This window comes from Chitinophaga dinghuensis, assembly GCF_003259435.1.
GTDB lineage: Bacteria > Bacteroidota > Bacteroidia > Chitinophagales > Chitinophagaceae > Chitinophaga > Chitinophaga dinghuensis.
Map to the genome: position 1 here is coordinate 535938 of NZ_QLMA01000002.1, position 21045 is coordinate 556982.

Annotated in this window: 20 protein-coding genes; 16 read left to right on the forward strand and 4 right to left on the reverse strand. The window is 43.9% G+C overall.

Translation table 11 applies throughout. The features are described from left to right. Positions 1-2: 2 nt before the first annotated feature. The 13 genes from CLV59_RS07530 (at position 3) to CLV59_RS07590 (ending at position 13258) form a co-directional block, all read left to right on the forward strand. On the forward strand, positions 3-1418 hold the full coding sequence (locus tag CLV59_RS07530) for a POTRA domain-containing protein (RefSeq protein ID WP_111591400.1): 1416 nt from the start codon (positions 3-5) through the stop codon (positions 1416-1418). Positions 1419-1429: 11 nt separating this feature from the next. Beyond that, a complete protein-coding gene (locus CLV59_RS07535) occupies positions 1430-2320 on the forward strand; it encodes an NAD kinase (RefSeq protein WP_111591401.1) in 891 nt (296 codons plus the stop codon). 71 nt (positions 2321-2391) lie between these two features. Beyond that, entirely contained in the window at positions 2392-3258 is an 867-nt protein-coding gene (gene porG, locus CLV59_RS07540) for a type IX secretion system protein PorG (RefSeq protein WP_111591402.1), read from the forward strand. Positions 3259-3475: 217 nt separating this feature from the next. Further along, positions 3476-4237, forward strand: a complete 762-nt coding sequence (locus tag CLV59_RS07545) for an isoprenyl transferase (protein ID WP_111591403.1) — start codon at positions 3476-3478, stop codon at positions 4235-4237. After that, the gene (locus CLV59_RS07550) at positions 4218-6977 is read left to right on the forward strand and encodes a BamA/OMP85 family outer membrane protein (protein WP_111591404.1); all 2760 of its coding nucleotides are present in this window, start codon (positions 4218-4220) and stop codon (positions 6975-6977) included. The genes CLV59_RS07545 and CLV59_RS07550 overlap by 20 nt, the downstream gene beginning before the upstream one ends. 69 nt (positions 6978-7046) lie before the next feature. Next, the gene (locus CLV59_RS07555; RefSeq protein WP_111591405.1) at positions 7047-7562 is read left to right on the forward strand and encodes an OmpH family outer membrane protein; all 516 of its coding nucleotides are present in this window, start codon (positions 7047-7049) and stop codon (positions 7560-7562) included. A 56-nt stretch (positions 7563-7618) separates the two neighbouring features. After that, positions 7619-8128, forward strand: coding sequence for an OmpH family outer membrane protein (locus CLV59_RS07560; protein ID WP_111591406.1), 510 nt, complete (start codon positions 7619-7621; stop codon positions 8126-8128). Positions 8129-8302: 174 nt separating this feature from the next. Further along, positions 8303-8458: a 50S ribosomal protein L34 gene (gene rpmH, locus CLV59_RS07565; RefSeq protein ID WP_012788729.1), complete on the forward strand. Its 156-nt coding sequence runs from the start codon at positions 8303-8305 to the stop codon at positions 8456-8458. Positions 8459-8481: 23 nt separating this feature from the next. Further along, positions 8482-8901, forward strand: a complete 420-nt coding sequence (locus tag CLV59_RS07570; protein ID WP_111591407.1) for a ribonuclease P protein component — start codon at positions 8482-8484, stop codon at positions 8899-8901. Between the two features lie 18 nt (positions 8902-8919). Continuing rightward, on the forward strand, positions 8920-9150 hold the full coding sequence (yidD, locus tag CLV59_RS07575; RefSeq protein WP_111591408.1) for a membrane protein insertion efficiency factor YidD: 231 nt from the start codon (positions 8920-8922) through the stop codon (positions 9148-9150). 39 nt (positions 9151-9189) lie between these two features. Beyond that, a complete protein-coding gene (locus CLV59_RS07580) occupies positions 9190-10872 on the forward strand; it encodes a S41 family peptidase (RefSeq protein ID WP_111591409.1) in 1683 nt (560 codons plus the stop codon). A gap of 206 nt (positions 10873-11078) precedes the next feature. Further along, positions 11079-12464 (forward strand): Gfo/Idh/MocA family protein, encoded by a 1386-nt coding sequence (locus CLV59_RS07585; protein ID WP_111591410.1) that lies wholly within the window; start codon positions 11079-11081, stop codon positions 12462-12464. Between the two features lie 14 nt (positions 12465-12478). Beyond that, complete coding sequence (locus CLV59_RS07590) at positions 12479-13258, forward strand: 3-keto-disaccharide hydrolase (protein ID WP_111591411.1); 780 nt, start codon at positions 12479-12481, stop codon at positions 13256-13258. Between the two features lie 39 nt (positions 13259-13297). On the opposite strand, the gene CLV59_RS07595 is transcribed toward CLV59_RS07590, so the two are convergent. Further along, complete coding sequence (locus CLV59_RS07595; protein WP_211323764.1) at positions 13298-14011, reverse strand: FkbM family methyltransferase; 714 nt, start codon at positions 14009-14011, stop codon at positions 13298-13300. Between the two features lie 85 nt (positions 14012-14096). Continuing rightward, a complete protein-coding gene (locus tag CLV59_RS07600; protein ID WP_111591412.1) occupies positions 14097-14699 on the reverse strand; it encodes a superoxide dismutase in 603 nt (200 codons plus the stop codon). A gap of 261 nt (positions 14700-14960) precedes the next feature. Between CLV59_RS07600 and CLV59_RS07605 the strand changes: the two genes are divergently transcribed. Continuing rightward, a complete protein-coding gene (locus tag CLV59_RS07605) occupies positions 14961-15662 on the forward strand; it encodes a LuxR C-terminal-related transcriptional regulator (RefSeq protein WP_111591413.1) in 702 nt (233 codons plus the stop codon). A gap of 682 nt (positions 15663-16344) precedes the next feature. Beyond that, positions 16345-17277: an SPFH domain-containing protein gene (locus CLV59_RS07615; RefSeq protein ID WP_111591415.1), complete on the forward strand. Its 933-nt coding sequence runs from the start codon at positions 16345-16347 to the stop codon at positions 17275-17277. Positions 17278-17337: 60 nt separating this feature from the next. Here CLV59_RS07615 and CLV59_RS07620 read toward each other — a convergent pair whose 3' ends face one another. Both CLV59_RS07620 and ligA read right to left on the reverse strand, forming a co-directional pair. Beyond that, on the reverse strand, positions 17338-17778 hold the full coding sequence (locus CLV59_RS07620) for a nucleoside deaminase (RefSeq protein ID WP_111591416.1): 441 nt from the start codon (positions 17776-17778) through the stop codon (positions 17338-17340). A gap of 5 nt (positions 17779-17783) precedes the next feature. Next, entirely contained in the window at positions 17784-19892 is a 2109-nt protein-coding gene (ligA, locus tag CLV59_RS07625; RefSeq protein WP_111591693.1) for an NAD-dependent DNA ligase LigA, read from the reverse strand. Between the two features lie 171 nt (positions 19893-20063). On the opposite strand from ligA, the gene CLV59_RS07630 reads away from it, so the two are divergent. Next, a complete protein-coding gene (locus tag CLV59_RS07630) occupies positions 20064-20783 on the forward strand; it encodes an NUDIX hydrolase (RefSeq protein ID WP_111591417.1) in 720 nt (239 codons plus the stop codon). The last annotated feature ends 262 nt before the right edge of the window (positions 20784-21045 follow it).

The window sequence follows — 21045 nt, forward strand, 5'->3', positions numbered from 1 at the left end:
ACATGCTGAGACGCTGCTGTTTTATGCTGGTCATATTGTGCCTGCTTGGGGATGTGTTGCCAGTGGCAGCTCAGGATACTAGTATCACCACTTCTAAAAAAGGCGGTTATCTTATTGTAGGGCATATTCACGTTACAGGGAATAAAAAAACACGTACCTCTATCATTTTAAGAGAACTAAATGTAGTTCCCGGAGATACCATCTACCTAAATAATCTGGCTGAAACCCTCGAAGAAAATCGTAAACAACTCCTCAATACCTCTCTTTTCCTTAATGTTACCGCCAATGTTGTTAACTGGGAGGGAGAAGAAGCGGACCTGACTTTTGATGTCTGGGAGAGATGGTATACCATCGCGGTGCCGATACTCAAGCTGGCAGACCGTAATTTCAACCAGTGGTGGGTGGAAAAGAAACATAGTCTGAGTCGCGTCAATATTGGCGTGAAAGGGACGCAGAGCAATCTCACCGGCCGTAACGACAACCTTTATGGCGCTATCCAATTTGGTTATACACAAAAACTAGCCTTCCAGTACAGTGTGCCTTATATCGATAAAAGATACCGGCATGGACTGGGAATATTGTTTTCTTACAGTCGGAACCGGGAAGTAAATGACAGTACTTCCTTCAATAAGCAATTGTTTTTCCGCCAGGATAATTTTGTGAGACAAGTGTACAATGTTGGGCTGACGTATAGTTATCGCCCCGGGATTAATACCCGGCACCAGGTAACCTTGACGTATAATTATGAGAAAGTGGCTGATTCCGTGGCACTCATCAACCCAAATTACCTGGGAAATGGTCGTACCCGCGCCCAGTTCCTGGACCTGGTGTATCATGTGACCTATACCAAAGCAGATAGCTGGCAATATCCGCTCAGAGGTATCCACTTGCTGGGAGAAATTGGGAAACGTGGATTTGCCGGACTGAATGACATCAGTGATGTGCGTATCCGCCTGAATGCAGCTAAATACTGGCAGTTATATTCGAAAACCTACTTTGCACTTGGTCTCCGTAGTCAGTTCAAATTTGGGGCAGAACAGCCCTATATCAACCGGCAGGCAATGGGGTATTCAGACGATTATTTGCGGGGGCTGGAATATTATGTTATTGATGGTACCTGCTTTGGAATAATTAAGAGTACCCTGCGCCAGGAAGTGCTTTCCACGCGTTTCAGGCTACCAGTAGTACCCAAGAAATTCAGTGCCGTACCCCTGCGCATATTTGTGAAAATTTATGGAGACACCGGTTACACTTATTCCAAATTCCCTGGAAACGGAGATTTAAATAACCGGATGTTATATACCGGAGGAGCAGGACTGGATATCGTTTCATTCTATGATACTTGTCTGCGTATAGAGTACAGTGTTAACCAGTTAGGCCAAAAAGGACTATTTTTACACACGAGTATAGATATGTAAAGTTAACAGGTATGCAGGTAGCACTTTATAGCCGTGGTTTTATTACTGAAGACATTTCAAACATCCGATTATTGCTGGATGAACTGCATCGCGCAGAAATTTCGGCGATTATCTACGAACCATTCTACCGGACCCTGCAGCAGCATATCCCTTTTGAGACCCCTCCGGAAGTGTTTTCCCGCGCAGAAGAATTACCTGGTCGAATTGAATTTCTGATTAGTCTGGGTGGGGATGGTACCCTGCTGGACACTGTTTGCTATGTCCGGGATACGAATATTCCGGTGATCGGGATCAATTTCGGGCGTCTCGGATTCCTGGCCAGTATTGGTAAAGAAGAGATTCATACCCTGGTGCAGGCGTTGTTGCATCGCACCTATGTGGTAGATCAGCGTAGTCTCTTACATCTGGATGCGAATATTCCGCTGTTCGGCGAGATTCCCTATGCACTGAATGAGTTCACCATTCACAAGAAGGATACCTCCGCCATGGTGAAGATTCATACTTATCTGAACGGAGAGTTTCTCAATACCTATTGGGCGGATGGCTTGATTGTATCTACCCCTACCGGCTCCACCGGCTATTCTTTGAGTTGTGGTGGTCCGATTGTATTCCCTGATGCCGGCAACTTTGTAATCACCCCTGTAGCCCCGCATAATCTGAATGTAAGGCCTATCATTGTTCCTGATAATAATGTGATTTCTTTTGAAGTAGAAGGTCGCAGCGATCAGTTTCTATGTACCCTTGATTCCAGAATGGAAACGATAGATAACCATATCCAGCTGGCCATACGTAAAGAGACTTTTAAACTGAGTCTGTTACGACTGGACGATAGTAATTTCCTGCATACCCTGCGTAATAAGCTATTATGGGGTATTGACGCCCGGAATATGATTAAAATATAACCGGCGACAAAAAATTCCTCCGTCACATATTAAATAAATCCTGCATTGTAGCGTTTAAGTATAACTGATTTATGCTGAAAACATTTTTTTATCCTGGAAACTTCGTATTTGCGGTGCTGTTAGCGGCAGGGTTGTTACTGTCCGACACAGTGGTAGCGCAGAATGAGCTGGAATATATAGGAGAGTTGGGGGTATCAGTGGGGGGAGCGCAATATTTCGGAGATCTGAATACGAGGTTTGCCTTGAAAACGCCTAAGCCTTCGGTGGGTATCTACTACCGGAAATACATGAACGATTATATCGGGGTGCGGTTGCATGCCCGGTTTATGCAGCTGGGTTATTCTGATGCCTATAATAAAAATGAATTTGAGCGCAGGCGTAATCTGAGTTTTAATACCGATTTATACGAACTGGCCTTACAAGGGGATTTCAACTTTTTCCGGTTTGAGCCAGGCTCGCTGGATAAGCGTTTCTCGCCTTATTTTACGGGTGGGATCAGCGGGTTTCACTTTAATCCTTACGCTTACCTGGATGGGAAGAAATATTACCTGCAGCCGTTACATACGGAGGGGCAGGGAAGTTCTTTATACCCGGACCGGAAGCCGTATAGTTTATTGTCTTATGCCTGGTTGATTGGCGGGGGCTTCAAGTATAATATATCAAAAAAAGTGAATGTGGCCATAGAGGCGGTGTATAGGTATACGGGGACGGATTATTTGGATGATGTGAGTACGACTTATGCGGGGCCTTCTGCGTTTCCGCCGGCAATAAATGGGCAGCCAAGTGTGGCTTACCAGTTGCAGGACAGGTCGGGGGCGATGGGTACTCCGATCGGCGTACAGGGCCGCCAGCGTGGGAATAGCAGGGATAAAGACCAATACTTAACCATTGAACTCTCGATAAGCATATTATTTACCTCCTACCACTGTAAATTTTAGATACCTTTGCCGGGCTTTCTACCGGCAGACTAAGTTTCCCGTTAAACAGCCGAACAATACCTGCGAAAAGCTGAAAATGCCCGCTGGTGTTGACTTCGCTGTTAAAACTACGTTAAAACCCCCTGCCGTGTTTGGCCAAAAAAGTCATTACTCTATTTTTGTATCTTTGCACACTTTTAGTAAATCTGTATAATTTGTTATAATACGCCTGACACAAATGAGTTTGAAGGATAAATTGGACTTACAACGGCTACCGAAACATATCGCCATTATTATGGACGGTAATGGTCGTTGGGCAAAAGAGAGGGGACAAGACAGGCTGTATGGGCATCATGAAGGAGTAGAAAGTGTGCGGAATATAGTTGAAGCCTGTGCAGAACTAGGAATAGGCTATCTTACCCTATACGCTTTTTCTACCGAAAACTGGGACCGACCAGTTTATGAAGTAAATGGCATCATGGAATTGTTGGTAAACACTATCCGCAGGGAAGTGAATACCCTCTCTAAAAATAATATCAGGCTGAATGTGATTGGAGATCTGGCGATGTTGCCAGCCCAGGCCCGGCAGGAAATGGAGGAGGCGATAGCGCTTACCAGCCATAACACCGGTCTGAACCTGATCATGGCCCTTAGCTATAGCGCCAGGTGGGAAATTGTGAATGCGGCCCAAAAAATTGCAGCTGATGCACAAAAAGGTATTCTGGATCCGGCAACGGTTACTGCCGAAGTGTTCGAGAAATATCTCTGTACTGCCGGATTACCTGATCCGGAACTGATGATCCGTACCAGTGGAGAATGCCGGATCAGTAATTTCCTTTTATACCAGTTGGCTTATGCGGAACTGTATTTTACAGATACCCGTTGGCCGGACTTCCGCAATGAGAATCTTTACGAAGCCATCTTAAATTACCAAACCAGAGAAAGGCGTTTTGGCAAAACAAGCGAACAAATTCAGCAGAATGAAGAAATTATTTCCTAAGGGCCTGTTGGCTATAGCATTATGTTGTGGCGCGGGAATGCGTGTATCTGCTCAGCAGAGAGATACCGTTCCACCAACTCCAACTCCTGCTAATCCACCAGTTGAATTTCCCAGCAATGTGGGTACACCGCAACAGTATGAGATTGCAGATATCACAATTGCCGGTACACAATACCTCGACAAATCATTGCTGCTGTCTCTGTCCGGCCTCAATGTGGGGGATAAGATCGTATACCCTGGCGGTGATCAGTTTGCGAAAGCGCTGCAAAACCTCTGGTCTCAGCGACTGTTTGCTGGCGGTGGCATCAATGTGACCAAAATCGAAGATGGTAAAATCTGGCTGGAAATAGAACTCGTGGAAATGCCACGTATCGGTAGTTTCTCCTTCAGAGGCATCAAAAAATCTGAAGCAGATGAGATCTCCGGTAAAGCTGGTCTCCGCAAAGGAAACGTACTCAGTGAAGGCGTTAAACAAAACGTGATCGGGGTCGTTCATAAATTTTATGCTGATAAAGGCTTCGGCAACGCAACTGTAAAGGTAGACCAACGCATTGACAGCGGAGCGGTAAATAGCGCCATTATCGTTTTTACGATTGATAAAGGCAACAAGACCCGCGTAAGCGAAATCAATATCGTTGATAACTATAATATTGCCGACAACAGGCTGAAAAAGCGTATGAAAGGGACACATGAGATGACCCGCATCACGCTGCATCCTGATACCAAGGTAATTTATAAGGATTCTATCCCGGAGTCAGATAATTTCTGGCAAACCTACGGATTCCTTCAGCCTACCAGGTCACTGGAAAAGTTGGATCCTTATTTCCGCTTCAAACTGTTCAGTTCTGCCAAATTCAATGAAGCCAAATACATTGAAGATAAAGGTAAGATCATCGCTTACTATAACAAGAACGGTTTCAGGGATGCGTTGATCGTAAAGGATACTACTTATAACAATGCCAGCAAGAACCTGAATGTAGAAATACAGGTTTCTGAAGGTAAAAAATATTATTTCGGGGATATTACCTGGAAAGGTAACGTAAGATATTCCGATTCTCTGCTGACCCGCATGTTGGGTATCAAGAAAGGAGATATCTATAACCTGGAACTGCTGGAAAAGAGATTAGGTAAACAAATGTCTCAGGAAGGCGGCGATATCACCGGTGCTTACATGGACTATGGTTATCTGTTCTTCCAGATTGATCCGGTTGAAACAGCGATCCACGGCGATACCATCGATTATGAGATCCGTTTGCGCGAAGGTCCGCAGGCAACCATTAAAGAAGTACGTATTGCTGGTAACGAAAAAACCAACGAACACGTAATTCGTCGTGAGCTGCGTACGATTCCAGGTGAGAAATTCTCCCGTCAGGATCTGATTCGTTCTAACCGTGAGATTGCCAACCTTGGTTTCTTCAACCCGGAAAAAATTGGTATGAACCCAGTGCCTAACGTACAGGATGGTACTGTGGATATCGACTATACCGTGGAAGAGAAAGCAAACGACCAGCTGGAGCTCTCCGCAGGTTGGGGTGGTTATATCGGTCTGACCGGTACCTTAGGTGTTACCTTCAACAACTTCTCTTTACGTAATATCTTTAAGAAAGAGACTTGGGATCCTTTACCAAGTGGCGATGGTCAGAAACTGTCTATCCGCGTATCTTCCAATGGTAAGGCATACCGTTCTTATAACTTCTCTTTCACTGAGCCTTGGCTGGGTGGTAAGAAAAGAAACCAGTTTTCTGTGAGCTTCTATAGCAGCTACCAGAATCCTTATGCTTACAATGATTATTACAAACGTCTTTATAACGATACCACTACTTCTCCAAACGGAAGTTTCCGCGTATTGGGTGCGTCCGTATCTCTGGGTAAACAATTGAAATGGCCAGATGACTATTTCTCTCTGATTTATTCTGTGAACTATCAGCAGTACAGACTGAAGAACTATAACTACTTTGGTATTCCTGGTTTCTCTACTGGTAATGCGAACAACGTCAACCTGAAACTGACCTTGGCGCGTTCTTCTGTGGATCAGCAGATCTTCCCACGTAGTGGTTCCAACTTCATGTTGTCCGGACAGTTCACGCCTCCTTATTCTTTGTTTAGTCCAGACAGGAATTATCAGGCGGAGCCTATTGCGGAACAGTTTAAATTTATCGAGTACCAGAAGTATCGCTTTAACGCAGAATGGTATGTGCCTTTGAGTAAGCCAATGGGTAGCGATAACAAACAGTTCGTACTGAAAGTGGCTGCTAAGTTTGGTTATATTGGTCGCTACAACAACCGTACTACCCTGTCGCCATTCGGTCGTTTTGAGCTGGGTGGAGATGGTCTGAGTAACTTTGCTATCTACGATCGTGATATCATCTCCCAGAGAGGTTATCCGGTTTATTATACCTCTAATCCAAGTGTGAATCCGGAAAGCGGACAACCTGCAGGTTATGAAGGATTTACTGTATTCAACAAGTATGTGATGGAGCTGCGTTATCCATTTAGTCTGAACCCTAGCTCCACCATCTTTGGTTTGGCTTTTGTTGAGGCGGCGAATGGTTATCGCGATATTCAGGATTACAATCCTTTCAGGCTGCGTCGCTCTGCTGGTTTGGGTATGCGCTTCTATCTGCCGATGTTTGGTTTGCTTGGGTTTGATTATGGTATAGGATTTGACAGACTGCAGCCAGGTCAGGGTCTGAAGAACGCCGCTAAGTTTACCTTTATGCTCGGCTTCGAACCTGAATAATGTGAAAATAAATTATATATTGCAGGAATTAACTGGTCAAAAACAGGAAAGTCAAAAATCCATTGTAGCATGAAAAAACTATTTATTACCGCTGCCTTTATCCTGGCAGCAGCGTGGGGTGCAAGTGCGCAACGCTATTGTGTGATAGATACAAAATATATTCTCGAAAGTATTCCTGAGTACAAGGAATCGCAGAAGAAACTGGACGCTATTGCTGATCAATGGCAGAAAGAAATTGATGCGAAATTCCAGGAAGTGGATAAGATGTATAAGTCGTATCAGGCGGAGCAGGTGATGCTTACTGAGGAACTGAAACATAAGCGGGAAGATGAAATCGTGGCGAAGGAAAAGGATGCCAAAGACCTCCAGAAGAAGCGTTTTGGTTATGAAGGAGATCTTTTTAAGAAAAGAGAGGAATTAGTAAAACCTATTCAGGATAAGATTTATAATGCAGTGCAAAAACTGGCTGCCGGCAGAATGTATGATTTCGTGCTGGACAAATCCGGAGGAGCAACTGTGATATTCTCCGATCCGAAACTGGATAAAAGTGATGAGATATTAAAATCACTGGGCGTAAAGAAATAACTGGCACCTATTTTTTAACTATAAGTATTAAAATTTTTTTAAACACAGACAACATCATGAAGAAGTTCGTAATTATTGCTTTTGTGGCAGTAGCCGGTTTGTTCAGCGTAAATGCAAAGGCACAGTCCAAAATAGCGCATATCAACGCTCAGGCGCTGGTGACGGCTATGCCTGAAACTGCTAAGGCAGAAACTGAATTGCAGACATTCGCAAAAAGCCTCGAAGGGGATGGTAAAGCGATGTACGATGAGTATCAGAAAAAGCTGCAGGAATTCAATGATAAAGCTGCTAGCATGACTGAAAACGTAAGAGAAATCAAAGGTAAAGACCTGCAAGATATCCAGAAACGTATCCAGGATTATAGCGAGGCTTCTCAGCAAAAAATCCAGGACAAACAAGCTCAGCTGCTGAAACCTATCTACGATAAAGCGCGTAAAGCCATCGAAGATGTAGCTAAAGAAAAAGGTTACGGTTATGTAATCGACAACAGCAACGGTATGCTGCTGGTTTCTCCTGCTGGCGATGATATCCTCGCTGCAGTAAAAACTAAAATGGGCATTAAATAGTTGATTATTAGCATATTAAGAATGGAATGTGGTATTTATCCACATTCCATTTTTTATTTTCTGGCTAAAATTTTCACTTTTCAAAAAAAACTGCTACCTTTGCCTTCCGTTTTAAAAAACAGTTTCCCATTACGGGAGGTTTTAGTATAGTACAGGTAAAAACAAATAAAAGAAATGAAACGTACTTTTCAACCGCATAACAGACGCAGAAAGAGCGTTCACGGCTTCAGAAAGAGAATGGAAACTGCTAATGGCCGTAAGGTACTGGCATCCCGTAGGGCTAAAGGTCGTAAGAAGCTGACTGTTTCTGACGAGCGTAAGCTGAAATAATTAGTAGATAAATACTATTTGCCATAAAAACTTATTCTTTTAAAAAGGAAGAAAGGTTAAAAAGCAGAAAACTTATTGAAACGCTTTTTCGGGAAGGAAAAGCGTTTTCTGTTTTTCCCTACAGGGTAGTCTATATGCCGGTGGATGATCTGCCGGTGAATAGATTTCCTATTCAGGTGGGTTTTAGCGTGTCTAACCGTAAATTCCCAAGGGCAACAGACCGCAACCGGGTGAAACGTCTCTCCCGCGAGGCTTGGCGCCTGCAAAAGCAGGAACTACATGACAAGCTCAGCATTCAGTCCCGAAAGCTGGCTGTCTTCCTCATTTATACTGATAAAAATATCGCACCCTTTTCCACCATTCAAGGCAAAATTTCGGTAATTTTAAAGAAATTGGCAGCCACCGGTGAGCCCCCTGCTCCCCCAACTGCCACTCATTCTTAATTTCGATAATTCTTGATTATGATCCGTGTAGTGCGTTGGTTGAGTTATCCCTTTATATTCCTCATCAAACTATATCAATGGCTCATCTCCCCATGGCTGGGAGCTAAATGCCGTTATACGCCCTCCTGTTCCCATTACGGACTGGAAGCCTTCAAAAAATATGGCCTCTTCAAAGGCGGCTATCTCACCATAAAACGTATCTTGTCTTGCCATCCCTGGGGTGGCCATGGTTATGACCCAGTGCCATAACCTGCCAACGTTCATTTTTTCATCTTTCGACGATATTGTATGGGTAACTTCTTTACCAGAAAAAAGAAAATTATCGGCGGCCTCCTGGCCCTGCTGATCACTGCCACCGGCATCTTCGCCTTCGACGAAAACAATAAATACTTCCTAATAGCCAAAAACCTGGACCTTTTCGCCGCTTTCTACCACGAACTGGATACTTACTACGTGGATGATTTGCCGCCCGAAAAAACCATCCGTAAAGGCATGGAAGCGATATTGGATGATACGGACCCGTATACCGACTTCATCGCAGAAGATAATCTGGATGAACTCAAGTATATGGCCACCGGAAAATACGGCGGCGTAGGCGCCTCCATTACTACCAATGGAGACTGGACCTGCATCACCGACGTATACCCCGGCAGTCCAATGGATAAAGCCAACGTGAAACCAGGAGATATCCTGGAAACCATGGACGGCCGCTCCCTGAAAAATATTCCCCAGGACAGCATCAGCAGAATGCTGAAAGGAACCCCGGGAACACCACTGGATATCGCTTTCAGAAATCCAGTTACCAATGCCGTTGCTACCAAAAGAATAGTACGCCAGGAAATCAACGTTAAAGCCGTGTCTTACTCCGGCTTCGTTAAAAACGATATAGGATATATCAAAATGACCCAGTTCACCGAAAATAGTGGGAACATGGTCCGGAAAGCATTTGAACAACTGAAACAACAGAACCCTTCCATGAAAGGCGTTATCCTGGACCTTCGTGGCAACCCGGGCGGCCTCCTCGATGAAGCGGTTATCGTTGCCAATACCTTCGTTGATAAAAATAAACAGATCGTTAGTACCCGCGGAAAAGTGAAAAACTGGGATCGCTCTTATGAAACCAGCGGTGCTCCTGCCGATGATCATATACCGTTGGCAGTACTGACCAATCATTCTTCTGCTTCTGCATCCGAAATTGTGGCCGGATCTATCCAGGACCTCGACAGAGGCATCATTGTAGGCCAGCGTTCCTACGGAAAAGGACTCGTACAAACTACCCGTCCGCTGCCTTACAATGCCAAGCTGAAAGTTACTACGGCAAAGTATTACACGCCCAGCGGACGTTGTATTCAGGCAATTGATTACTCGCACCGCAATGAAGATGGCAGTGTAGATTTTGTGGCAGACTCCCTGCGCAAATCCTTTAAAACCGCTGGCGGTCGCGTGGTGAAAGATGGGGGAGGAATCGAACCCGATGCGAAAGTGGACCCAACGTATCTCAGTCAGGTGGCTGTCTCCCTGTTACGTAAACAATATATCTTCGATTACGCTACACAATACTATTACAGCCATCCGAAAATAGCTACTGCTGCCAATTTCAGCCTGACAGACCAGGAATTCAATGAATTTGAACACTTCCTGGACAACAAAGACTACAGTTATAAAACCCGTAGTGAAGACGCTTTGGAATCCTTCAAAACTACTGCGCGTAAAGAAAAATATTATGATGCAGTATCCAAAGACCTGGAAGTATTGGAACAAAAACTGAAGCACGATAAAAAGCAGGATCTCCTGAAAAATAAAGAAGAGATCAAACGCTTGCTGGAAGAAGAAATCGTGAATCGTTACTATATGCAGGAAGGTCGCATTGCGAAAAGTCTGACAGCTGATAATGAAGTAAATAAGGCTATCAGTCTGTTGCTGAATCAGCCTTCTTACAAAAAGATATTATCTGCTTCCACAGCGAACTAACAGATAAAATTCTTCTAAAGAAATAAAAAAGCAAACGATGGACGTCGCAGATGTCCATCGTTTGCTTTTTTATTTCTTGTAGTCTCTGCCATTCGGGCAAGGCCGTTTGGCACTAACGTGTTCCGCCATTTGTCCCGCTATTTTGCATTATTCCTTTATTGTGATTATATTAACCAATCATCATTTTATCACCTAAAAGGGTAAGCATGCCAGTAAATTCCAACGAAAACTCCCGCCGGAATTTTATCAGCAAATTTGCCAAAGGAGTGGTAGGGGCATCTATGCTGCCAACTATCCTCACGGCTGCTGATAAACAGCGGAACATTCAATCACTCTCACGACTAAACGAAAAGTACAGCGCAAACGATCACATCCAGATTGCATTGATTGGCGCAGGCGGTATGGGTACCGCAGATGCCAACACCGCTATCACTGTTCCTGGTGTAAAACTCGTTGCTGCATGCGATCTGTACGATGGTCGCCTCGCCGATGCCAAAAAGAAATGGGGCAACGACATCTTCACCACGCGTAACTACAATGAAATTCTTGACCGCAAGGATATTGATGCGGTCATCATCGCAGTACCTGATTTCTGGCATAAGGATATTTCTGTAGCCGCTATGAACAAAGGGAAATCTGTTTACTGTGAAAAACCGATGGTACATGATATCACGGAAGGCCCGGCAGTAGTGGATGCGCAAAAGCGCAACAACGTGGTATACCAGGTAGGTAGCCAGGGGATGAGTTCTCTGGGAAATGAGAAGGCCAGACAGTTGCTGAAAGAAGGCGCTATCGGGCATCTTAACTATGCGGAAGGATTCTGGGCGCGTATGTCGCCTACCGGCGCATGGCAGTATCCTATTCCTGCTGATGCTTCCACGAAAACGGTAGACTGGGATGCCTATCTGAAGAATGCGCCTAAGCGCGATTTCGATCCACTGCGCTTTTTCCGTTGGCGTAACTACCGTGATTACGGTACAGGCGTCTCCGGAGATCTGTTTGTGCATTTGTTTTCCAGCTTACATTTCGTTACTAATTCCATTGGCCCTAATAAAGTAATGGCTACTGGCGGGTTGCGTTATTGGAAAGATGGAAGAGAAGTACCAGACATTATGTTAGGTATGTTTGATTATCCGGAGACAGCTGTTCATCCGGCTTTCAATCTTTCCCTGCGTGTCAATTTCGTAGACGGTACTGGCGGCACAAACTACCTCAGAATGGTGGGCAGTGAAGGTTCTATGACGGTAGAGTGGGATAAGGTAACATTGTACAAAAACAGGAACGAAGTAGATGCCAATGATCCGTTGACTGCTGCAAAAAATAACGGTGGTAATTCCGGAAAATCGTATGTGTATGACCGTAAGTCGATGCTGCCGCCGGATAAGCTGATTTATGAGGCAGAACAAGGTTATAAAGGAGCACACTTCGATCACTTCTATAATCTTTTCAATGCGATGCGTAACAAAGGAACCGTAGCGGAAGATCCGTTATTTGGTTTCCGTGCAGCCGCACCTGCATTGCTTTGTAACGATAGTTACTTCTCGAATAAAATAATACAGTGGGACCCAACAAATCTTAAAGTAGTAAGCTGATAAAATAACTGAACATGAAAAAACTGATTATACCTGTATTATCTGTCGTAGCTATTGCGGCTACCTCCTGCAACAATGGTCAGAGTACAACCAAAGAAGTGGTGAAAGTTGATACTGCCGTGGCCATCAAAGAAATCGCCGCTGATACAGACAACGTTTTGTCTGATGCCGAAAAAGCAGACGGATGGAAGCTCTTATTCAATGGCAGCAGCAAAGATGGCTGGCATGGCTACAAAGGCAAAACTACTGATACCTGGGTGGCAGAAAAGGGATTACTTCATTGTTTGGGCAGCGCTACCGATAAAAGTGATAAACGTGCTGATCTGACATCAGATAGCAGCTATGATAATTTTGAGCTGAATGCAGACTGGAAGCTTGCTCCTAAAGGAAACAGCGGTATTATGTATTTGGTTTCTGAAGAGTTTGAAGCGCCTTATCTGAGTGGGCCTGAATATCAGATCATTGATGATAAGAACTTTCCGGAGAAGTTGGAAGACTGGCAGAAAACCGGCGCCAACTACGCGATGAATCCACCGTTGGTGGCTGCTTCCAATCCAATCGGGGAATGGAATCATACCAAGATTATTGTCAACAAAGGGCATGTGGAGCATTGGTTGAACGGACAAAAAACAGCGGAATATACGATGGGTAGTCCTGAGTGGAAGAAGAACAAGGAGACTGGTAAATGGAAGGATGCGAAGGGTTATGGCATGACGAAGAAAGGGAAGATTGCCTTACAGGATCATGGTAGTGAGATTTGGTTTAAGAATGTGAAGGTAAAAGAGTTGAAATAAAGTAAAAGGGCTGGCGCGACGTCAGCCCTTTTTATTGTGTTATTTTCTATTATCGTGGTAGAAGGCGGTATTGTAGGATCTTGCTACCAGTTTATAATCTTTTGATTGCAGGAATTTATAGAGTGGTCCTTCCAGGGAGTCGGACACATCACTCATCAAATCCTCCACCAGTAAATATTCCGGGCGATATTTTTCCCAGTTATTGGATTGTAATACCTGGAGGTCGAGTCCTTCCACATCAACGGACATAAAGTCGATCTGTTGGCCGGCGGGGAGATGTTCATGGAGAATATCTTCCAGGGTGACGGTTTGCAGTTCTTTTACATCGGTGATTTTATAGTTGTTTTTGCCATCTTTAGCCCGTGCTTCTTTTTCGCTGAAAGTGTTGAGGGCAGGTTCGTTGAAGATATAGAACTTGAGTACTTCTTTTTTATCGGACACAGGAACTTCCAGGTTGATATCTCTGGGGCGTTTTTTTTGGAATGGCAGCATACTGCCAGGCATTGCGTCCACATTGATACCGCGCCATCCATCGAGGTAGAAGCGATAAGTATTGGAGAATCGGATAGGGTGGTGTGCGCCGATATCGACGAAGAAGCCATCTGTTTTCTTGCCGACGAATCTGCGGAGGATCATATCTTCTCCTTCCTGGGCAAAGGAGAATTCGCTGTATCTCAGGTTGTCCGGCGTAAAGTTTTTCAGTAGCCGGCGTAATTTGCTGAGTTTGGAATTACGGGCAGGTTGATGTTGCATGAAAAGGATTTGTCTGGAGGCTCAAGATAAAATAAAAAAATCCTCCAGGTGGAATACCAGGAGGATTTTTATTTGGAAAAGGTGATTAAGCTTTTTCGAAGCGAGCTTCAACTGCTTTCCAGTCAACCACGTTCCAGAAAGCGGCCAGGTATTCTGGGCGGCGGTTCTGGTATTTCAGGTAGTAAGCGTGTTCCCACACGTCTACGCCGAGGATTGGAGTACCTTTTACTTCGGCAACATCCATCAGTGGGTTATCTTGGTTAGGAGTAGAGGTAACTTCCAGTTTGCCGTCTTTTACGATCAGCCATGCCCAACCTGAACCGAAGCGTGTAGCGCCGGCAGCGTTGAATTTTTCTTTGAAGGCATCGAAAGAACCGAAAGCGCTGTTGATAGCGTCTGCTACTTTACCAGTAGGTTGGCCACCAGCGTTAGGAGCGATGATAGTCCAGAAGAAGCTGTGGTTCCAGTGACCGCCGCCGTTGTTTCTAACAGCAGGGCTGATTTTACCAGCATTGGCAACCAGCTCTTCCAGGGATTTATTTTCATTTTCTGTACCGGCAACAGCCTTGTTCAGATTGTCAACATAAGCCTGGTGGTGCTTACCATGGTGGATTTCCATAGTCAGTTTGTCGATATGTGGTTCTAACGCATCAGTGGCGTAAGGTAAGCTCGGAAGTGTGAATGCCATAATTCTGTTTTTTATGGGTTTATAATATTTTTTTCGAGATAGTCGCCAAATTTACTGCCTATCTGGCTAAAAATCAATTAAGAATTTCGATAGTCACATCGATTTAATAGATATTATGGATAACCCAGGAGCCTGATAGGCTTGGTCATATGATTTTTTATTTTAAATTTACGTACTCGGTTTAACAGGACGTAACAACAGGCAATTTTCGTGTATGCCTGATAGTTGTGAGTTACCTATTGTTTGTTTAAAACGTTTAGTATGCAGACAGCCTCTGATTTAGGGCAAAACTTTTCCCTCTCCGCCTTGCAGAAGGAGAATGATCAATTAAAGAATCGCGTGCAATGGCTGGAAAGTATCTTGCATCATGTGCCTGCAATGCTATATAGCTATGATAATAACAAGAAAAGTATAACCTGGTGTAATCAGGGATTGGCAGAAGCATTTGGTTACACGCCAGCAGAGATGATTGGGCTGGGAATGGAATTTTTCAGTAACATCATGCATCCGGAAGATTTCAAACTGGCCGCTGTAGCCCAACAGGCCTTCCGGAATAATCGCAGACAGTTTGGAGGTATGGCCCGTATTCGCCGGAAAGGTGAAACAGAATATCGTTGGTTGTTGGGATTGGAAGTGCCATTTACGCAAAATGCCAGTGGGGAAGTTGTAGAGATTATCTGCGCTTTTCTGGATCTGACAGGCGCGATGGACACCAATGCAGCATTGACTGATGCGCTTTCTGAAATCCTTCGCCGGCAGAATGAAAGCTTGTTGAATAAGTTAACCGCTCGTGAAAAAGATGTAATGGCCCTGGCTGTGCGGGGATTAAATAATAAAGAGATAGCCAGTTCGTTGAACCTTAGTCGTTATACAGTTGAGACGCACAGAAAGAATATCCGATTGAAACTAAAAGTGAGGAATAGTACAGAGCTGGTTTCCCTTGCCAGAAAAATTGGATTCTAAAGAATCATTAGGTGAAAATAGTATCGGTTTTTGCTGAAATAACAACTGCGCCCTATTTGCAGTGCAAAATTGCAACAATTGCAAGAAAAAGTTAATGTAAGATGTAATTTTCTGAAAACCAGAGATTAAGAACCTGAGTGACCGGTATTTTTTGCTAAACTTTGCTAAAAAAAACCGAAAAATACCCAAGGTTGGGTATTTGCTTGCTTTTGAATCTCCACTAATTTAGTAAAATAATATTATGTATGTTTTTTAAACATCATAATATGATTATTGGCTGAAACACCCCCTATCACTATGATAACCGAGGAACGAGCATTCTATATTTTGCAACTGGAACAATCTGCTACGTCTGAAGAGATTGTAGCACGTTATGAAATTCTGAAGGATCAGTACAGGAGAATTAAGGATGAAACAGAAGATCTGAGAACCCGGCTTGCATATCAATTGAAACAAATTGAATTAGACGATGTATTCATATACTTCAGGAGAAAACAGAGGATCTGACTAGCTTTTTACAATTTTCATTCGTTGTGTTTTTAAGCTCAGTTTCATCCATTGTTTGTCTTCATATACAAACAACCCTCTTGATAACCCTGTGTAACCCGCCCTTATTCCTACCTGGCGGGAAAGTTTTATTTATTATATTTAGGGATCATAACCCTACCTAAACATAATTGTTATGCAAGCAGTAAGTATTGTACTTGTGGTACTGGTATTATTAGTTATCTTATCCTGTTTTGTAGCTGTACAGCAGGGTACCATTGCTGTTACCACTATTTTCGGGAAGTATAACCGTATACTTCATCCTGGACTGAATTTTAAAATTCCTTTAATTGAGAAGGTATTTAAAAGAGTCTCCATTCAGAACAGATCTGTGGAACTGGAATTCCAGGCTATCACCATTGACCAGGCGAATGTATATTTTAAAGCCATGTTATTGTATTCTGTATGGAATCAACAGGAAGAAACCATTAAGAATGTGGCTTTTAAATTTATGGATGAACGTAGTTTCATGCAGGCGCTGGTACGTACCATTGAAGGTTCTATCCGCGGATTTGTTGCTACTAAAAGACAATCAGAAGTATTAGGACTTCGCCGCGATATTACAGAACACGTAAAAGAGCAGATTGATGTTACCCTGGAAGACTGGGGATATCATTTGCAGGATTTGCAGATGAACGATATCACTTTCGATGATGCGATTATGAAATCCATGGCGCAGGTAGTATCTTCCAATAACCTGAAAGCGGCTGCTGAAAACGAAGGACAGGCGTTGCTGATTACTAAAACCAAAGCGGCAGAAGCAGAAGGTAATGCCATAAAAATCGCTGCGGAAGCAGAACGTCAGGCCGCTCAGTTGCGCGGTATGGGTGTGGCTTTATTCCGCGAAGAAGTGGCTAAAGGTATGAGTCTCGCTGCTAAAGAAATGCAACAAGCCAACCTGGATACTTCTGTGATCCTCTTCTCTATGTGGACAGAAGCCATCAAGAACTTTGCAGAAAACGGTAAAGGGAACGTGATATTCCTGGATGGATCTGCAGAAGGCATGGAACAAGTGATGAAGCAGATGATGGCGATGAATAAACTGATGATGCCAGAAGAGCATAAGTAAAATAATAATGCACATAAAAAAAGCCTCGCCGTTATGGATGGCGAGGCTTTTTTGTGCCTATTATTTTCTTCTGGATTCGAAGAACGTTTTCATGAGGGTAAGACTTTCTTCCTTACATGGACCTTCTTCCAGCTTTGTTTTAGGATGGAAGGGAGACGTGGTTCCGGTTGACCTGCGATAACTATTTTTATCATCCGGGGCCGCATATACGATACGGCCTATTTTGCTCCAATAGAGCGCTCCGGCGCACATCAGGCAAGGTTCTACGGTTACATATAAGGTCGCATCCATCAGGTATTTGCTGCTAAGCGTATTGAAAGCGGAAGTGAGTGCAATCATCTCCGCGTGAGCGGTGCAATCATTCAATCTTTCTACCTGGTTATATCCTCTGCCGATAATCCGGTTATTCAGTACTACTACGGCGCCAATAGGCACTTCTCCTTCATCAAAGGCTTTGCGTGCTTCTATGAGTGCCTGTTTCATGAAATGTAAATCGTCCATTCCTCTTATTTTATCAGCTCCAGGAATTCGTCTTCAGAGAGAATTCTGATCGTGTTAATTTTCTTTGCTTTTTCCAGTTTACTACCGGCATCTTCTCCTACAATCAGGTAGTTCAATTTACTGCTGACGCCAGAAAGAATTTTTCCGCCATGTTGTTCCACCATTTCCTCTGCATCACTGCGTTTCAGCTTATGGAGCGTACCGGTGAAGAGGAAAGTTTGACCACTCAGTTCACCAGTGCCGGCAGCGGTACTTTTGGTATTTTCCAGATTGATACCTAATTCCGCTAGTTTATGCAACATCTCGATGTTGTCCTGGTTACTGAAGAACTGGCGGATAGAACCTGCTACTTTAGGCCCAATGTCTTCCAAAGCAAGGATTTGCTCTTCACTGAAATGTTGCAGATCCATGAGATTGGAAACAGCATTCGCCAGCGTTTTGGCGGTCGTCTCTCCAACATATCTGATACCCAGACCAAATATCAAGCGATGTAAAGGCTGGGATTTCGATTGTTCTATAGCTGATTGCAGGTTGGTAAGCGATTTCTTGCCAAACCCCTCCAGGGTGCCTATTTTCTCAAAATCTAGCGTGTAGATGCCCGGGATATCTTTCATCAGGCCCATGGTGTAGAACTTGCGGACATTACTTTCGCCGAAGCTCTTTATATCCATGGCGTCTTTACTTACAAAGTGGATCATGCGTTCCACCACTTGTGCTTCACAGTTGATATTGATACAACGCCAAACGCTTTCTCCTTCAGGTTTAAATAGTTTGTCGTGGCACACCGGACAATGAGTAGGGAATACAATGTCTTGCTCCATCCCATCCCGCAGATCTGCGTTGGATTTCACGATGTAGGGAATTACGTCTCCCGCTCTCTCTACCAATACGGTATCACCGAGTTTGAGGTCCTTTTCCCGGATCACTTCCTCATTGAAAAGAGAGATAGAGGATACTGTTACGCCGCCGATATGCACAGGATCTATTTTCGCTACAGGTGTGATTGAGCCGGTACGGCCTACCTGGAACTCCACATTACGGAGCTTACTGGTAGCCTGGCGGGCTTTGAATTTATAGGCGATGGCCCAGCGAGGATGGTGTGTTGTCATGCCCAGCTTATCTTGTAGCGCATAATCATTCACTTTGATCACCATACCATCAATTTCATAGGGGAGGTTATCTCTTTCTGTTTCAAACCAGAGACAGTAATCGATCACTTCCTGGATACCTCTCACTACTTTTTTCTCTTTGGCAGGACTTCTGAAACCCAGTGTAGACAAGAGGTCCAGCGTGCCGCTATGGGTGAGCAGCGCTTCTGGTTCTGTTTTACCAGGTTCCATGGTATGATAGCTCATATGGTAGAGGAAAGCCTCCAGACCTCTTTTGGCTACTTCCGCAGGATCTACCATGCGGAGAGAACCAGAGGCGGCATTGCGTGGATTTGCCAGTGGTGGCAGGTTTTCGGCAATACGTTTTTCGTTGAAAGCTTTGAAAGTATTTTTATTGATAAGAACTTCCCCACGGATTTCGATTTGCTGGATACCGTATTGGCCAAATTGGGCTGAGAGAGGAATACTGCGTATCTGGCGAATATTCGTGGTAATATCTTCTCCAGAAACCCCATCGCCACGGGTAGCGCCGCGGGTCAGTTTATCATCTTCATATATCAGGGAAATACTGGCGCCATCGAATTTAGGTTCGATGCAGTATTCAATTTCAGTGAGGCCGGAAGCTTCGCGGGCTTTACGGTCCCAATCGATCAGGTCATCTGCATTGTAGGAGTTTTCCAGGCTGAGCATCGGCACCAGGTGCTGAACAGTCGGGAATTCCTTGGTCAGGCCGCGGGCTACCCGTTGGGTAGGACTATCAGCACTCACAAGATCGGGATGTGCTGTTTCCAGCTTTTTGAGCCACGCGAACAATTGATCGTACTCATAATCGCTTAGTACGGGATCGCTTTGGACATAGTAACGCCAATCGTTGTACGTGATAACACGGCGCAGGCCTTCCAGGGTCTCATCAATGGACGAATGCAGCAGGGCATTTTTCTGCTGATGCTCCAACAGCTGTTTGGCAAGCTGGGAGAGGGTTATTTCAATATCTTTTGTATACATAACTTTGAAACTGAAGCGTAAAAATAAACTTATCTTTTTGCCCGGCGAAAGCATGCGTCGGGTTGGCTAAAAAAATACTGGCAATTTTTTCAAAAATGTGCTATTTTTTTGCTTGATTTGGCCAAGTGAACCAAAACAAAGCAGAAATTTTACTGTAATTCCACGTTTTCTATGATGTCATCTATGTCTAAGAACATCAATACACACCTTGTTGAAATAAAGGATTATTTCAAGGTCGCAATCTCTGTGGACTGCGTCATATTCGGTTTTAATAACGATGAACTGAAAGTATTGCTGATTGAATCCGATTTGAAAGAATTTAAAGGGCAATGGTCGCTGCTGGGCGACATTGTGCGACCAGACGAGGAGCTGGATGAAGCGGCCTACCGGGTGCTGAAAGAGCGTACTGGCCTGGATAATGTGTACATGGAGCAAGTACAAACTTTTGGTACCATTAACCGGCATCCGGCCGGGCGAGTAATCACTGTCGCTTATTATTCCCTGGTCAATATTGAACATGTGGAACTAAAGATGAGCAATAATGAGCTGCATTGGCACAGTATAAAGGATTTGCATGAAATGGCATTTGACCATAAACAGATTCTAGATACATGTCATGAACGCCTGAAACAACAAGTGATGGTACAACCCGTAGGTTTTAACCTGTTGCCGAAGAAATTCTCTCTCCGGGAACTACAGAATCTGTATGAGGCGATCCTGGATGTAGAATTGGACAGAAGAAACTTCCGCAAGAAATTTCTGTCCATGGATCTGTTGATGGATTTAAATGAGGAAGAAGAGGATGTTCCTCATCGCCCGGCTAAGCTGTATAAATTCAATTTTGATAAGTATGATCAGCGGAAAAAGCGCTATCTGGGCATTGGTTTTTAAGTATCAGAATATAATAGTTTTTTATCTCCCTAATCCTTAATTCTTAACCCTTTTTGTTAAAATAAAATTCTTTAAAATCCTTTACAGTAAAGGATTAGGGGTTCTTTTTACCATTATTCCTCTCTTTTCGTTTTTATTTTCCAAAAAAGGTTCAAAAAAGTTTGTTTTTAACAAAATTTTAATTAAGATTGTGTAAGATATACACATCCTTGAAAGCATCTATTAAACGATGCCTGTTTGCCGAATAGAGAATTGATAAGCA

Coding starts and splice junctions, on each gene's coding strand:
- CLV59_RS07530 (WP_111591400.1), top strand. CDS start 3: ATGCTGAGACGCTGCTGTTTTATGCTGGTCATATTGTGCCTGCTTGGG.
- CLV59_RS07535 (WP_111591401.1), top strand. CDS start 1,430: ATGCAGGTAGCACTTTATAGCCGTGGTTTTATTACTGAAGACATTTCA.
- porG (WP_111591402.1), top strand. CDS start 2,392: ATGCTGAAAACATTTTTTTATCCTGGAAACTTCGTATTTGCGGTGCTG.
- CLV59_RS07545 (WP_111591403.1), top strand. CDS start 3,476: ATGAGTTTGAAGGATAAATTGGACTTACAACGGCTACCGAAACATATC.
- CLV59_RS07550 (WP_111591404.1), top strand. CDS start 4,218: ATGAAGAAATTATTTCCTAAGGGCCTGTTGGCTATAGCATTATGTTGT.
- CLV59_RS07555 (WP_111591405.1), top strand. CDS start 7,047: ATGAAAAAACTATTTATTACCGCTGCCTTTATCCTGGCAGCAGCGTGG.
- CLV59_RS07560 (WP_111591406.1), top strand. CDS start 7,619: ATGAAGAAGTTCGTAATTATTGCTTTTGTGGCAGTAGCCGGTTTGTTC.
- rpmH (WP_012788729.1), top strand. CDS start 8,303: ATGAAACGTACTTTTCAACCGCATAACAGACGCAGAAAGAGCGTTCAC.
- yidD (WP_111591408.1), top strand. CDS start 8,920: ATGATCCGTGTAGTGCGTTGGTTGAGTTATCCCTTTATATTCCTCATC.
- CLV59_RS07580 (WP_111591409.1), top strand. CDS start 9,190: ATGGGTAACTTCTTTACCAGAAAAAAGAAAATTATCGGCGGCCTCCTG.
- CLV59_RS07585 (WP_111591410.1), top strand. CDS start 11,079: ATGCCAGTAAATTCCAACGAAAACTCCCGCCGGAATTTTATCAGCAAA.
- CLV59_RS07590 (WP_111591411.1), top strand. CDS start 12,479: ATGAAAAAACTGATTATACCTGTATTATCTGTCGTAGCTATTGCGGCT.
- CLV59_RS07595 (WP_211323764.1), bottom strand. CDS start 14,011: ATGCAACATCAACCTGCCCGTAATTCCAAACTCAGCAAATTACGCCGG.
- CLV59_RS07600 (WP_111591412.1), bottom strand. CDS start 14,699: ATGGCATTCACACTTCCGAGCTTACCTTACGCCACTGATGCGTTAGAA.
- CLV59_RS07605 (WP_111591413.1), top strand. CDS start 14,961: ATGCAGACAGCCTCTGATTTAGGGCAAAACTTTTCCCTCTCCGCCTTG.
- CLV59_RS07615 (WP_111591415.1), top strand. CDS start 16,345: ATGCAAGCAGTAAGTATTGTACTTGTGGTACTGGTATTATTAGTTATC.
- CLV59_RS07620 (WP_111591416.1), bottom strand. CDS start 17,778: ATGGACGATTTACATTTCATGAAACAGGCACTCATAGAAGCACGCAAA.
- ligA (WP_111591693.1), bottom strand. CDS start 19,892: ATGTATACAAAAGATATTGAAATAACCCTCTCCCAGCTTGCCAAACAG.
- CLV59_RS07630 (WP_111591417.1), top strand. CDS start 20,064: ATGATGTCATCTATGTCTAAGAACATCAATACACACCTTGTTGAAATA.